Raw genomic sequence first — 13,145 nt, forward strand, 5'->3', positions numbered from 1 at the left:
GTTATGGGATCGCCGTCGCGGCTAAAGTCCGTTGCTGTCCGCAGCGAGACAAGAGGTCGCATGCCGCTCAATCTGCGTCAGATCGAAGTGTTCCGCGCCATCATGATATCAGGCTCGATCAGCGGCGCCGCGCGGCTGTTGTCGGTGTCGCAGCCGGCGATCAGCCGGCTGCTGGCTTATACCGAGGATGGCCTCAAGCTGAAGCTGTTCGAGCGCATCAGCGGCCGGGTGCAGCCGACGCCGGAGGCCAAACGGCTGTTCGCCGAGGTCGAGCACATCCATCGCGGCGTCGCGCGCATCAACGATCTCGCCGATGAGCTGCGCGCCGGCGGCACCGGCACGATCCGCGTCGTCGCCAGCCCGAGCGCGGGCCACAGCATGGTGCCGGAGGCGCTGGCGCGGCTGCGCAGCCGGTTTCCCGATCTGCGTGTCGAGTTCGAATCGTTGACGCTGCTGGAGATTGTCAGCCGCGTCGGCACCGCGCGCGCCGATCTCGGCATCACCGTGCTGCCGGTCGACGAGCCGACGGTCGCGGTGGAAACGATCGCCGAGGGCGCGCTGCACGTGATCATGCCAGCGGATCATGCGCTGGCGAAGCTGCGCAGCATCCGGCCCAAGGACATGCTGCCCTACCCGCTGGTCGGCTTCGGCCCGCAGACGCCCTATGGCCACATCGTCACGTCCGCTCTGGCGGGCGGCCCGGAGCCGACGACCATCGTGCGCTACACGCCCGACGCCTGCGCCATGGTCCGCGCCGGAGCGGGCCTTGCGGTGGTCGACGAATTCGTACTGCGCGACCGCGCCTGGCCCGACCTCGCCGCCCGTCCCCTCGCGCCGAAGATCCCGATGCGCGCCTATCTGCTGACGCCACGCTTCGAGCCGCTGTCGCGCAACGCTGCGGCGCTGGCTGATATCTTGCGGGGACGTGATCGGAAGGCGACGGCGAAACGCTGAGCTGCTGGGCATTGTTATACGGTCGACACGGCCAACGAACCCAGCTCGCTCGTTGAGCAGGGGTCAACCGACCTCAGTGCCGCTGATGAGCACAAACGCGAGGCTCGCTCAGTCCTCACCTCGCCCCGCTTGCGGGGAGAGTGAGCCGACTGCCGTCGCGGCGATAGCGCGGCTCAATCACCCGATCCCTAAGCCGCCAGCCAGCCGCCATCGACCGGCAGCACGATGCCGGTGGTGAACGATGCCTCGTCGCTGGCCAGGAACAGCGCGGCGGCGGCGACCTCGTCGGCTTCACCAAAACGCTTCATGGCGTGGCGCTGGCGCGAGGCTTCGCGCACGGGGTCGGGATCGGCATGACGGGCGAAGCTCCGGCGCAGCAGCGGGGTGTCGATCGCACCCGGCGCCAGCGCGTTGACGCGGATGCCGTCGGTGGCGAAGTCCACCGCCATCGTGCGGGTGAGGCTGATGATCGCGCCCTTGGCGGCGATATAGGCGCTGTTGCCCTTTCCGCCGGCGACTGCGAGCTGCGACGCCACGGTGATGATCGAGCCAGACTTCTGGACTTGCATGATCGGCACCGCGACCTTCGCCCACAGCCAGGTGCCGCCGACATTGGCGCGGAACACCGCGTCCCAATCGGCAGGATCGGTGGTGACGACGGTACCGCCGCAGGAGAAGCCGGCCGCGGTCATCAGCACATCGAGCCGCCCCCGCGCGCCGGCCACGCTCTCGATGGTCGCCCTGGCGAAGTCGGCATCGCCGACATCGCCGAGATGGACGCTGCCACCACCGCCTGCGCCGCGCACCAGCGCCAGCGTTTCCTCGGCCCCCTTGACATCGCGATCGACCAGCGCCACCGACGCGCCCTCGCGTGCGAACATCACGGCGCTGGCGCGGCCGATGCCCGAGCCGCCACCGGTGATAACCGCGACCTTGTCTGCGAGCCTCATCTCAGTCTCTCCCATACTGATCGAACCAGCGGCCAAAATGCGCGGCGGAGCCTGCGCAGTCGAAACGCGCGCGCCAGCCGAATTCGTCCGCGAGCCGCGTCGTCGACAGCCGGCCGCGGTTCGGCGCAAACACCGGCACGGTCGGTATCTCCTCCTGCACGGCGAGGCGGCAGACGAAGCCGGGGCGGCCTTGCGCGAAGCAGCGTCCCCACGCTTCCGCCGTGAAGGTCGCCGCATTGGAGATGTTGTACAGCCGATGCTGCGGCTTGTCGGCTTCGAGCAGCAGGCAGACCGCGTCGGCGACATCGACGGCGTAGACCCAGTCCTTCTCACCGGGCTCGCTCAGCAGCGCCGCTTCGTTGTGCGCGCAGCAGGCCGCGATCAGCGCCTGGGGCGATGGCGTGTCGCGCACGCCGCCGCCACGTTCGAACGGGCCGAACACCGCCGATAGGCGCACGCTGATCACGTCGGTCTGCCACAGATCGCTTACCCGCGCCGCGACGCGCTCGGAGGCGAATTTCGTGATCGCATAGAGCGACACCGGCTCGCACGGCGTCGTCTCCTCCAGCACGGCGAAGCGCTGGCCGCTCGCACCGTAGGACGCCGCCGAGGAGAGGTTGATCACGCGGCGCACGCCGCTGCTCCGTGCCGCCTGCAGGATCGGCACCTGCGCCAGCAGGTTGACCGCGAGGATGCGCTCGGGGTCCGCCGCATCGCGCTCGGGTCCGGCGGTGATCGCCGCGCCCATCACGGCGGCATCGCCGCCGCCGACAATGGCAGAAGCAACGGCGCGCTCGTCAGTGACATCGCCCGTGATCACGTGCAGCCGATCACCGTGACCAGCAAAGGCGCGCTGCGCAGCATTCGGCAGAGGCGCCGCATCGAAGATGGTGACGGCGTGGCCGCGCTCGAGCAGCCCCTGCGCGATGTTGAGCCCGACGAAGCCGGCGCCGCCGAAGATCAGGACATGCATGAGACACTCCGATCCGAACCTCTGGAGGCCTCATGGTTCGAGACGGCTGCTGACGCAGCCTCCTCACCATGAGGAAAAACAGCTCGCGCGCCGCGAGCCTCGCTGTCGCTCCTCATGCTGAGGAAGGCGTGAAGCGCCCGTCTCGAAGCACGAGGCCATCGGTCGACGGAGGCTCGCCAGCTCACAGCAGCTTCGCCCCGAAATTCTGCTCGGGATCCATGTCCGGCACCAGCCGCCCGGTGGGCTTCGCCGCCTCGCCGCCGCTACGGGCCAGGAACTGGCCGGAGCCGGGCTGCGCCGACAGCCTGCCGCCATCGACGATGACGCGGCCGCGCGACAGCACGGTCACCGGCCAGCCCTGCACGCTACGCCCGGCGAACGGCGTGTAACCAGCGAGATCGTGCATGGCAGCGTCGCTGATCGTCACGCGCCTGTCCGGATCCCACAGCGCGATATCGGCGTCGGCGCCGATCGCGATCGCGCCCTTCTTCGGATGCAGATTGTAGACCTTGGCGGGCGCCGTCGCGGTCAGCTCGACGAACTTGTTGAGCCCGAGCCGGCCCTTCGACACCATCGCGTCGAACAACAGCGGCAGCCGCAGCTCCAGGCCGGGGAGGCCATTGGCGATCTGCTTGAAGTTGGGATTGGGACCAGCGCGCAGTTTGCCGGTCTCGTCGAAGCGATAGGGCGCGTGGTCGGAGGAGATCGTCTGTAGATCGCCGAGCGACAGCGCTTGCCACAGCGCCTCCTGATCCGGCGCACGGCGCGGCGGCGGGCTGCACATCCATTTCGCGCCCTCGATGCCCGGCTTGTCGAGATCGTCAGCCGTCATGAACAGATATTGCGGACAGGTTTCGGCAAACACTTTCAGCCCCTGCCCGCGCGCATCGCGGATCACCTTGGCGCCTTCGGCGGTCGAGACGTGGAAGATCATGATCGGCTGATCGACCAGCGCCGCCATGCCGATCAGGCGATTGAACGCTTCGGCTTCGGAGAAGCGGGCATGGCTGATGGCGTGGTATTTCGGTGCAGTGTAGCCGCGCGCGAGCAGCCGCTTCACCATCCAGGAGATGATGCCGTGGTTCTCGGCGTGCGCGCACAGCATCGCGCCGCCCTCGCGCGCGGCGACGAGAATGTCGAGCAGAGGCTCGTCATCGATCTTGAGCCGGTCATAGGTCATGAAGATCTTGATCGAACCGTGGCCCTGGCGGATCAGCGCCGGTAGGTCGCGCTCCAAGGTCTCCTTGGTGGGATCGGCGACGATCATGTGGAACGCGTAGTCGATGACGGCGCCCTTGCGCGCCAGCGCGTGATACTCCTCGACCACCTGCGGCAACTGCATACCGACATGCTGCGCGGCGAAGGAGATCACGCTCGTGGTGCCGCCGAACGCCGCCGAGGTGGTCGCGCTCTCGAACGTGTCGGCATTGACGATACCGGCGGCCGAGAGCTGCTCGATATGACAATGGCTGTCGACGCCGCCGGGCAGCACATATTTGCCGCGCGCGTCGATCTCGCGCTTCGCGGGCCCCAGCCCGCGGCCGATCGCGGCGATGGTCTCGCCTGATATGGCGACGTCGGCCTCGAACGTGTCGGTGGTGGTGGCGACGCGCCCTCCCCGGATGATCAGGTCATAGGCCGGCTCGGTCATCGCGATCTCCTCAGTTCTGCCAGATGGAACGCCGTGAACGCGAGGCAGCCGCATCGGCCCCATTGCGTCAACCGTGGCATAGTGGTTGCCTGTCACGCGCCGTCAACACTGAAGAAGCAGGTAGCTCCCATGTCCCGCCCGCGCATCACCGTGATCAACCCGAACTCCAACCAGGTGGTCACCGACGGTCTCGCCGCTGCGCTGCAGCCGCTGATGTTCGCGGAGGGTCCAGAGATCGTCTGCGAGACCTTGACGGAAGGACCTTACGGCATCGAGAGCCAGAAAGATGCCGACAGCGTCACCCTGCCGCTGCGGCGCTTCGTCGAGGGCGACAATGCGTCGAGCGCCTTCGTCATCGCCTGCTACAGCGATCCCGGCCTGCATGTCTGCCGCGAAGCGACGACGCGGCCGGTGCTCGGCATCGCCGAATGCGGCGTGCTCACCGCGCTGACCCGCGCCGACACCTTCGGCGTGCTCGCCATCGCGCAGCGCTCGATCCGCCGCCACATCCGCTATCTCCGCCAGATGGGACTGATGGACCGCCTCGCCGCCGAGCGGCCGCTGGATATGACAGTCGCGGAGACGGCCTCGGGCGAAGGCACCTTGGCGAAGATGATCGCGGTCGGTCGCGCGTTGAGAGACGAGGACGGCGCCGGCGCCATCGTCATGGGTTGCGCCGGCATGGCGCGGCATCGCAAAAATCTGGAGGATGCGCTGGGCATTCCGGTGATCGATCCGACCCAGGCCGCGGTGACGATGGCGCTGGGCGCGGTGGCGTTTGCGGGGTGAGTGATATCTGGCTGCGTCTCGCGATCACCCCTGCACGGATCTACCCAGCTGCCCACCTCACACTCCGCTGTCGTCCCGGCCTTGAGCCGGGACCCATAACCACCGGCCGTGCTGAGACAGGCAACTGCCGGTTCCGTTCCTCGATAGCTTCCGCGGTATGGGTCCCGGCGTTCGCCGGGACGACACCGTTTTTGTAGCGCCGCTCGTGCCTGACAACGCGCGCTAGCAGCTTAGTCCGCCCCAATCTCACGCCTCACTCCGGCGGCACCGCCCCCGTCCTGCTGGTGATCAGCCCATAATGCTCCACCCGGCGATGCCGCGCGAAATCGAAGATCGTCTCCTTGCCAAAGCGCGTGGCATCGAGATCGCACGGCACGACCAGCACCTCGTCGCCCTCGGTCGCCGCCTCCGCCACGATCTCGCCATCGGGATTGACGATCAGGCTGCCGCCGATCAAATGATGGCCGTCCTCGACGCCGGCCTTGGCCACCGCCACCACCCAGCACGAATTCTGATACGCACCGGCCTGCGCGGAGAGCCGATTGTGGAACAGCCGCTGCTGCAGTCCCTCGGCCGATTTCAATGAGTTCACCGACGGCGTGTTGTAGCCGATCAGCACCAGCTCGACGTCCTGCAGGCCCATCACCCGATAGGTCTCCGGCCAGCGGCGGTCGTTGCAGATCGCCATGCCGATGATGCCGCCGAGATTGCGCCAGACCGGAAAGCCGAGATCACCGGGCTCGAAATAGCGCTTCTCGAGATGCTGGTGGCTACGCGCGACCTCGAACTCTTCATGACCCGGCAGATGCACCTTGCGGTACTTGCCGACGATCTTGCTGGTGCGGTCAGTGAGAACAGCCGTGTTGTAGTGATGCCCATCCGGTGTCAGCTCGGCATAGCCGAGATACATCGCCATCTCGTGCCGCGCGGCGCGATCGAACAGCGGCTGCACCGCCGCATTCGGCATCGTCAGCTCGAACCAGCTGTCGACCTCGGCCTGGTCCTCCATGTACCAGCGCGGAAAGAACGTCGTCAGCGCCAGCTCGGGATAAACGATGAGATCGGCGCCATTGCGCTTGGCCTCATCCATCAGCGCAATCATGCGCGCGACGACCACCTCGCGGCTTTCGGCCCGCTGGATCGGTCCCATCTGGGCTGCAGCGATGTTGAAGACGCGCATGGTAAGTCTCCGGCGTTAGACACGCCGTCGTTGCGAGCGAAGCGAAGCAATCCAGAGTCCTTGCGCGGCCCTGGATTGCTTAGCTTCGCTCGCAATGACGCGTTGAAAGAGCTTCATCTGAGAACGGTCCGCCTCACCCCGGCCGATGCAGCACGGGCCGCGTGCGCGAGAACGACGGCCGACCGCGCTTGAGGCCCCACAGCGGCTGCGCCAGGGTCGCCACCGCCTCGGTCGGATCGCGCGCATCGATGCAGACGAGATCGGCCGGCGCGCCGACGGCGATGCCGTAATCGCCGAGCCGCATCAATTTCGCCGCATCATGCGTCACCATGTCGAGGCAGCCGGCGAGATGATCGGGACGCGACACATGACAGACATTGGCGTAGAGATTGGCCATGCGGATCAGCGAGCCGTCGCCATAGGGCGTGAACGGGTTCAGCACATTGTTGGTCGACAGCGAGCAGGTCACGCCGCGCTCGCGCAACGGCTCCAGCGGCACCACGCCGCGTGGGATCGCGTGATCGTGCCGCCGCCCCATCAGGTGCAGATCGGTCGAGGGCAGCACCGTCACCGCGACGCCGGCCCTGGCGAGCTGGGTCGCGATGGCGTTGAAGCGCTCGGGCGGCAGCAGTGACAGCTGCGTGACATGGCCGACAGCGACGCGGCCGCCCCAGCCATAGTCCTCGGTCTTGCGGCAGACATATTCGATCTGCATGTGATCGAGCGTCTCGGCGAGATCGAGATGCATGTCGATGTCGACATCGAAGTCGCGCGCGATGGCGAAGATGCGGTCGATCTGCGCCGGCGGGTCGCTGTCGAAATAGGGCGCGGCACCGATGGTGCGCGCACCGCGGCGCAGGCCTTCGATGAGCAGCTCCTCGGTGCCCGGATAGTTCGTCAGCCCCTCCTGCGGGAAGACGCAGATCTCCAGATCGAGCGCCCAGGCATAGTCGCGCGCCAGCTGCTGGATCGCCTCGAACGCAACGAAGCCGATGCCAGGATCGAGCTCGACATGGGTACGCATGCGCATCGTGCCGTGGCTGACGCAACGCTCCACGGTCTGCTTCGCACGGGCATAGACATCCTCGGCGGTGAAATTGCGCTTGGCGGCCGCGGTCTCGCGCACCGCCTCCGCCACGGTGCCTTCCCGGATCGTGCAGCGGTCGAGGATGCAAGTCTTGTCGAGATGGATGTGCGTCTCGATCAAGCCGGGCACGACGAGGCAATTCTCGGCGTCGCGCTCCGCGCCGCCGGCCGGCAGCGACGGCGCGATCGCCGCGATGCGGCCTTTGGAAATTCCGATATCGGCGCGGCGTAGCTCGCTTTGCTGCGCCAGCACCGCGTTGCGAATGATCAGGTCCATGCCGCCTTTGCCGTCGAGGAATCCCTGCGCGCCAAGCTGGCGGCCCCGCACCCAAAAGGCAAGCGCCATGCCAGGGTGGCGAACCACGCTGCAACGCCAGCCGCTTCGTCACCATTCGTTTACAAATAGGAGGCGGCCTTGGACCACTTGTTTGCTGTGGAAAAACTGCTATATTGGTGCATGGAAAACGTGAACTCGTTGTGCTCAGGCCCGTCGTCAAGGCGGGCCGTTGCTGTTTTGGGGGTGGCCGTCCGATGACTCGCTCCAACCGCACGGATCACATTCGCCTGACCTCGCACCCGGTGCCAGGCGCCAAGCATCATTTCCCGCTGCAATGGGGCGCTGCAAGCGCGCGCGAGCGCGGGCCGATCATCGGCACGGTGTCGCGGCCTCAGGACCGCAACGTGATCGGCAGCCATGGCGGCTCCTACACGGTCTACCGCGCGCTCGCGGTATCATCCGGCGCGCTGGATCCGATCCGCCGTCCCGATCTCACCAACACCCATCCCGCCGCCACGATCGGCCCGTTCGGGCAGTGGCGCGATCCGGCCAAGATCGTCGCCCTCGACCCGTGGGGCCATCTGGTGGCCGAGAATTTCGGCGGCGAGATCGCCGAAGGCGTCGATATCCGGCCGACCATCGCGGTGACCAAGGCGCGGATCGAGCTGCCGGAGCTGCATGCCGCGCTCGCCGCCAAGCGCCTCGTCCATGATGGCAATGTCGTGCATGCCAATGGCAGCGTGTCGGTGGTCAAGATCGCGATCGACCCGGTGTGGTACCTGCCCGGCGTCGCCGCGCGCTTCGGCACCAGCGAGACCAATCTGCGCCGCGGCCTGTTCGAGCAGACCGGCGGCATGTATCCGGAGTTGGTGACACGTCCGGACCTGCAGGTGTTCCTGCCGCCGATCGGCGGCACCACCGTTTATCTGTTCGGCGATGTCACCAAGCTGAATGACAGCCGCACCAAGATCACATGTCGCGTGCATGACGAATGCAACGGCTCGGACGTGTTCGGTTCCGACATCTGCACCTGCCGCCCCTATCTGATCCACGGCATCGAGGAGTGCGTGGCGGCGGGACAGAACGGCGGGCTCGGCATCATCGTCTATAATCGCAAGGAAGGCCGCGCGCTCGGCGAGGTGACGAAGTTCCTGGTCTACAATGCGCGCAAGCGCCAGGAGGACGGCGACGCCGCGGCGGCCTATTTCGAACGCACCGAATGCGTCGCCGGCGTGCAGGACGCCCGCTTCCAGCAGCTGATGCCCGACGTGATCCACTGGCTCGGCATCACGCGCATCGACCGCTTCATCTCGATGAGCGACATGAAGCATGATGCGCTGACAGGCCAGGGCGTCGACATCGTCGAGCGCGTGCCGATCCCGGACGAACTGATCCCGGCCGACGCACATGTCGAGATCGCGGCCAAGAAGGCTGCCGGCTATTTCTCGCTCGAGCCGCAGAAGCCTCAAGAGCTCGGCGACACGGTCGGCCGTCCGCTCGAGAAGTACTGAGCGTCACGGCAGATCATGACTGAAATGTCTTACCTCCTGTCCGCCCGAGCCGTGCGCGAGCGGGCGCATCAGCTGCTTGCACTCGGCCTTGCGGACAAGCTGCCGCATTTCCGGATCGATCTCGGCAAGCTCGATACGATCGCCGATCTCGTACTGGACGTGACCGGCAAGGCCTATCCCGGCGGCGCGGTGCCATTTCATTCGCGCTGGCGGCACTTCGTGGTCGGCGGCGTCGATCGCTGGATCGACATTGCCGGCAGAGTGAGCTGGCCGGACGCCGCCGCACGCGCGCGCGCCGAGTTCGATCTCGCCATCACCAGCGTACTGCTCGACGCCGGCGCTGGCGCCGCCTGGCGCTATCAGGATGCGGTGACCGGCACTCAGATCGCCCGCTCCGAGGGGCTGGCGCTGGCGAGCCTCGACATGTTCGCGAGCGGAGCTTTCTCCGCCGACGCGCCCAATCCATTGCGCGCCGATGCGGCCAAGCTGCAGCAACTCACCATTGGTGATCTCGAACGCGGCTTTCAGGTCGGGCCTGACAATCCGCTGGTCGGGCTGGAGGGCCGCGGCGCGCTGCTGCGCCGGCTGGGCGAGGTTGTGGCGGCGAAGCCGGAGATCTTCGGTGCGAAGGACAGCCCGCGTCCCGGCGGCCTGTTCGATCAGCTCGCCGCTGGCGCCGCGAACGCCCGCATTGAAGCGGCCGATATCCTACAGCAGGTCCTGCTACAGCTCGGCCCGATCTGGCCATCACGCCTCACGCTGCAGGGCATTGCGCTCGGCGATTGCTGGCGGCATGATTCTGTTGTCACCGACGATGCCACCACCGGTCTCGTCCCGCTGCACAAACTGTCGCAATGGCTGAGCTATTCGCTGATCGAACCGCTGCAGCGCGCCGGCTTTGCGGTGTCTGAGATCGACGGCCTGACCGGCCTCGCCGAATACCGCAATGGCGGCCTGTTCGTCGATGGCGGCGTGCTAAGCTTGCGCGATCCCGCCGATGCCGCGCGCGCACACGAGGTCGGCTCCCCATTGGTCGTGGAATGGCGCGCGCTGACCGTCGCCCTGCTCGACCGGCTGGCCGAACTGATCCGCCAGCGCACCGGGCAGACGCCTGAACAGCTGCCGCTGGCGCGCATCCTCGAAGGCGGCAGCTGGGCCGCCGGCCGCAAGCTCGCCTTCGCCCTCCGCCCCGACGGCTCCCCGCCCCTGACCATCGTCAGCGACGGCACCGTGTTTTAAGACATACGAGGGAAGCTCGCGTGCTAACGGACTCCGTCATTGCGAGCGCAGCGAAGCAATCCAAGGCCAATAAGGGAAGTCTGGATTGCTTCGTCGCTTCGCTCCTCGCAATGACGAAACTGATCAGCTGCTCGTCGTGTGGGCAAACGCCGCGTGCCCACCATTCCACGCTGAGCTGGTATGAGGCGGGCGCGGCGCTTCGTGCCTGTGCCCACCCTACGCTTCGGAGGAGAAAGCCATGGAAGGCGTCACGGTCGTCGATCATCCGCTGGTGCAGCACAAGCTGACCCTGATCCGCGACAAGTCGATCTCAACCAAGTCGTTCCGCGAGCTCCTCAAGGAGATCGGCATGCTCCTCTGCTACGAGGTCACGCGCGATCTGCCGCTGACCGAGGTCGAGGTCGAGACGCCGCTGGCGCGGATGCAGTCGGCCAAGATCGCCGGCAAGAAGCTGGTGTTCGTGCCGGTGCTGCGCGCCGGCGTCACCTTCGTCGACGGCATGCTCGATCTGGTGCCGACCGCGCGCGTGGCCCATATCGGCCTCTACCGCGAGCCGCAGACCTTCACGGCTGTCGAATATTTCTTCAAGGCGCCGTCCGACCTCCAGGAACGCCTCGCCGTCGTGGTGACGCCGGTGCTGGCGACCGGCAACACCGCGGTCGCCGCGGTCGACCGGCTCAAGGAGCGCGGCGCCAAGGACATCCGCATGGTCTGCATGATCGCCGCGCCCGAAGGCGTCGAGCGCGTCCGCGGCCTGCATCCCGACGTCGCGCTGTGGACGGCGGCGATCGACGACAGCCTCGACGACGACGCCTTCATCGTCCCCGGCCTCGGCGACGCCGGCGACCGCGCCTACGGGACAAGGTAAGGCTGTCTGCGCGTGTGCATCTCCTCATTCGCGATGCTTGGCTCTCGCATCATGACGACCGCGCAGCGGGATCCGTGATGGCCGATCCGGAAACGGTCCTTCATCGATATCGCTACTCCACCGCCACCGGCTCGACCACGCCGACGCGCTCGGTGATGACCTTGTACTGATCCGGCCGGCGGTGTGCGGCGAAATTGAACATCTTGTCCTTGCCCTGCCGGCACAAATCGAGATCGATGTCGGCGACGATGACCTCGTCGCCGAGCGTCTTGGCTTGCGCCACGATGCAGCCATTGGGGTCGACGATGCAGGAGCCGCCGATCAGGCCGCTGCCGTCCTCGTCACCGGCCTTGGCCACCGCGATCGCCCAGGTCGCGTTCATATAGGCATTGGCTTGCGCCACCAGCGTAGAGTGGAAGGTGCGCAGCGACGCATCCTCGGTGTTGCCACCATTGGGATCATAGGCCGCCGAATTGTAGCCGACGCAGACGAGTTCGACGCCCTGCAGCCCGAGCACGCGCCAGGATTCCGGCCAGCGCCGGTCGTTGCAGATCATCATGCCCAGGATGGCGCCGCCCCAGTCGCTGCCGGCGCGCACCGCCGGGAAGCCGAGATCGCCATAGCCGAAATAGCGCTTCTCGAGCTGCTGATATTTAGCATCCGCGCGCGGCTCGACGGAGCCCGGCAGGTGCACCTTGCGGTACTTGCTGATGATCTCCCCGTCGGGGTCAACCAGAATTGAGCTGTTGAAGCGCCGCCCATCCGGCGTCAGCTCGGCATAGCCGACATAGAAGCCAATCCCGAGCGTGCGCGCGCGATCGAACAGCGCCGCGACGGATGGGTTGGGCATGCTGCGCTCAAAATATTGATCGAGCGCGTCGCCCTCGAGAATCCAGCGCGGAAAGAACGTCGTGAAGGCGAGCTCGGGAAAGACCACGAGCTTTGCGCCTTCGCCAGCGGCCTGATCGAGCAGCGCGATGATTCGCGACAGCGTGTGCGCGCGGCTGTCAGCCCGCTGAGTCGGCCCCATCTGGGCGGCGGCGGCGCGAAAACTACGACTCATCATGGCCTCCGGTCTATGCGCCCGGCTCCGCGATCAGCGAGATGCGCATCGAAACGGAGGCTATTAAGCGAAACCGGGGATGGATTTGCAATCTGCCCAGCAGGCTTTGGCTATGATATTTTGTTCGAAGCCATAACCTGAGATTATGGATGCTGCGACCCATCGCTCGCCGTTCAACTGCGCGGCCTGATCTCGATGGGCTTCGATTTTGAGCTCTCCCGAAACCGCTGACGATGCCGCCGCTCTCGCCAGCCTGCTTGCAGGCCGGCGGACAGCTCGATCGGATATGCTTCTCAGTAGACCCGGATCCGCGGCAATGATCTCAACCACCAAAGTCAGTCGAACAGACCATTACGCCCGCGCCAGCTCGATATCGTGCGTCTGCTTGGTCTCAGCGTCGTACACCTTGATCTGCAACATCGGGAACCGACGCTTGAGATCATGCGCCCCGTTATGGGCTCCCTCCTTGGTCTTGAACTCGGTCTTGATCTGACCATCGACCACGACGGCGTAGCCGGTCAGCGGCAGGTCTTTGCCGGACTTGTCTTGAGCAGGCTTGTTGTGAACAGACTTCTCTTGGGCAGACTTGAGCATTGCGAGCCGA

Annotated in this window: 12 protein-coding genes; 5 read left to right on the plus strand and 7 right to left on the minus strand. The window is 66.3% G+C overall.

The features are described from left to right. Window positions 1-60: 60 nt before the first annotated feature. A complete protein-coding gene (locus ACVIJ6_RS02035; protein WP_456771256.1) occupies window positions 61-954 on the plus strand; it encodes a LysR family transcriptional regulator in 894 nt (297 codons plus the stop codon). Between the two features lie 188 nt (window positions 955-1,142). Here ACVIJ6_RS02035 and ACVIJ6_RS02040 read toward each other — a convergent pair whose 3' ends face one another. The 3 genes from ACVIJ6_RS02040 to hydA all read right to left on the minus strand — a co-directional run bounded on the left by ACVIJ6_RS02040 (window position 1,143) and on the right by hydA (window position 4,528). Next, window positions 1,143-1,904 carry an SDR family oxidoreductase gene (locus tag ACVIJ6_RS02040; RefSeq protein WP_456771257.1) on the minus strand — a complete coding sequence of 254 codons (762 nt, stop codon included), beginning with the start codon at window positions 1,902-1,904 and terminating at the stop codon, window positions 1,143-1,145. 1 nt (window position 1,905) lies between these two features. After that, entirely contained in the window at window positions 1,906-2,877 is a 972-nt protein-coding gene (locus ACVIJ6_RS02045; RefSeq protein ID WP_456771258.1) for an NAD-dependent epimerase/dehydratase family protein, read from the minus strand. A 181-nt stretch (window positions 2,878-3,058) separates the two neighbouring features. Then, on the minus strand, window positions 3,059-4,528 hold the full coding sequence (gene hydA / locus ACVIJ6_RS02050; protein WP_456771259.1) for a dihydropyrimidinase: 1,470 nt from the start codon (window positions 4,526-4,528) through the stop codon (window positions 3,059-3,061). Between the two features lie 129 nt (window positions 4,529-4,657). Here hydA and ACVIJ6_RS02055 point away from each other — a divergent pair, with 129 nt between their 5' ends. Continuing rightward, on the plus strand, window positions 4,658-5,317 hold the full coding sequence (locus ACVIJ6_RS02055) for an aspartate/glutamate racemase family protein (protein ID WP_456771260.1): 660 nt from the start codon (window positions 4,658-4,660) through the stop codon (window positions 5,315-5,317). A gap of 253 nt (window positions 5,318-5,570) precedes the next feature. Here the strand turns inward: ACVIJ6_RS02055 and ACVIJ6_RS02060 are convergent, their stop codons facing one another. Next, window positions 5,571-6,497 (minus strand): N-carbamoyl-D-amino-acid hydrolase, encoded by a 927-nt coding sequence (locus tag ACVIJ6_RS02060; protein ID WP_456771261.1) that lies wholly within the window; start codon window positions 6,495-6,497, stop codon window positions 5,571-5,573. Between the two features lie 133 nt (window positions 6,498-6,630). Further along, complete coding sequence (locus tag ACVIJ6_RS02065) at window positions 6,631-7,860, minus strand: amidohydrolase family protein (RefSeq protein ID WP_456776878.1); 1,230 nt, start codon at window positions 7,858-7,860, stop codon at window positions 6,631-6,633. 254 nt (window positions 7,861-8,114) lie between these two features. On the opposite strand from ACVIJ6_RS02065, the gene ACVIJ6_RS02070 reads away from it, so the two are divergent. The 3 genes from ACVIJ6_RS02070 to upp all read left to right on the plus strand — a co-directional run bounded on the left by ACVIJ6_RS02070 (window position 8,115) and on the right by upp (window position 11,478). Continuing rightward, window positions 8,115-9,371, plus strand: a complete 1,257-nt coding sequence (locus ACVIJ6_RS02070; protein WP_456771262.1) for a GTP cyclohydrolase II — start codon at window positions 8,115-8,117, stop codon at window positions 9,369-9,371. Between the two features lie 15 nt (window positions 9,372-9,386). Next, on the plus strand, window positions 9,387-10,610 hold the full coding sequence (locus ACVIJ6_RS02075) for a URC4/urg3 family protein (protein ID WP_456771263.1): 1,224 nt from the start codon (window positions 9,387-9,389) through the stop codon (window positions 10,608-10,610). A gap of 238 nt (window positions 10,611-10,848) precedes the next feature. Further along, the gene (upp, locus tag ACVIJ6_RS02080) at window positions 10,849-11,478 is read left to right on the plus strand and encodes a uracil phosphoribosyltransferase (RefSeq protein WP_456771264.1); all 630 of its coding nucleotides are present in this window, start codon (window positions 10,849-10,851) and stop codon (window positions 11,476-11,478) included. A 112-nt stretch (window positions 11,479-11,590) separates the two neighbouring features. On the opposite strand, the gene ACVIJ6_RS02085 is transcribed toward upp, so the two are convergent. Together ACVIJ6_RS02085 and ACVIJ6_RS02090 are read right to left on the minus strand one after the other, a co-directional pair. Further along, the gene (locus tag ACVIJ6_RS02085) at window positions 11,591-12,541 is read right to left on the minus strand and encodes an N-carbamoyl-D-amino-acid hydrolase (protein WP_456771265.1); all 951 of its coding nucleotides are present in this window, start codon (window positions 12,539-12,541) and stop codon (window positions 11,591-11,593) included. Between the two features lie 351 nt (window positions 12,542-12,892). After that, on the minus strand, window positions 12,893-13,135 hold the full coding sequence (locus ACVIJ6_RS02090) for a hypothetical protein (RefSeq protein ID WP_231327015.1): 243 nt from the start codon (window positions 13,133-13,135) through the stop codon (window positions 12,893-12,895). Window positions 13,136-13,145: the final 10 nt, after the last annotated feature.

Source organism: Bradyrhizobium sp. USDA 4369 (assembly GCF_054056435.1).

Excerpts from the sequence above, each read along its gene's own strand:
- ACVIJ6_RS02035 (WP_456771256.1), top strand. The coding sequence starts at position 61 with ATGCCGCTCAATCTGCGTCAGATCGAAGTGTTCCGCGCCATCATGATA.
- ACVIJ6_RS02040 (WP_456771257.1), bottom strand. The coding sequence starts at position 1,904 with ATGAGGCTCGCAGACAAGGTCGCGGTTATCACCGGTGGCGGCTCGGGC.
- ACVIJ6_RS02045 (WP_456771258.1), bottom strand. The coding sequence starts at position 2,877 with ATGCATGTCCTGATCTTCGGCGGCGCCGGCTTCGTCGGGCTCAACATC.
- hydA (WP_456771259.1), bottom strand. The coding sequence starts at position 4,528 with ATGACCGAGCCGGCCTATGACCTGATCATCCGGGGAGGGCGCGTCGCC.
- ACVIJ6_RS02055 (WP_456771260.1), top strand. The coding sequence starts at position 4,658 with ATGTCCCGCCCGCGCATCACCGTGATCAACCCGAACTCCAACCAGGTG.
- ACVIJ6_RS02060 (WP_456771261.1), bottom strand. The coding sequence starts at position 6,497 with ATGCGCGTCTTCAACATCGCTGCAGCCCAGATGGGACCGATCCAGCGG.
- ACVIJ6_RS02065 (WP_456776878.1), bottom strand. The coding sequence starts at position 7,860 with ATGGACCTGATCATTCGCAACGCGGTGCTGGCGCAGCAAAGCGAGCTA.
- ACVIJ6_RS02070 (WP_456771262.1), top strand. The coding sequence starts at position 8,115 with ATGACTCGCTCCAACCGCACGGATCACATTCGCCTGACCTCGCACCCG.
- ACVIJ6_RS02075 (WP_456771263.1), top strand. The coding sequence starts at position 9,387 with ATGACTGAAATGTCTTACCTCCTGTCCGCCCGAGCCGTGCGCGAGCGG.
- upp (WP_456771264.1), top strand. The coding sequence starts at position 10,849 with ATGGAAGGCGTCACGGTCGTCGATCATCCGCTGGTGCAGCACAAGCTG.
- ACVIJ6_RS02085 (WP_456771265.1), bottom strand. The coding sequence starts at position 12,541 with ATGAGTCGTAGTTTTCGCGCCGCCGCCGCCCAGATGGGGCCGACTCAG.
- ACVIJ6_RS02090 (WP_231327015.1), bottom strand. The coding sequence starts at position 13,135 with ATGCTCAAGTCTGCCCAAGAGAAGTCTGTTCACAACAAGCCTGCTCAA.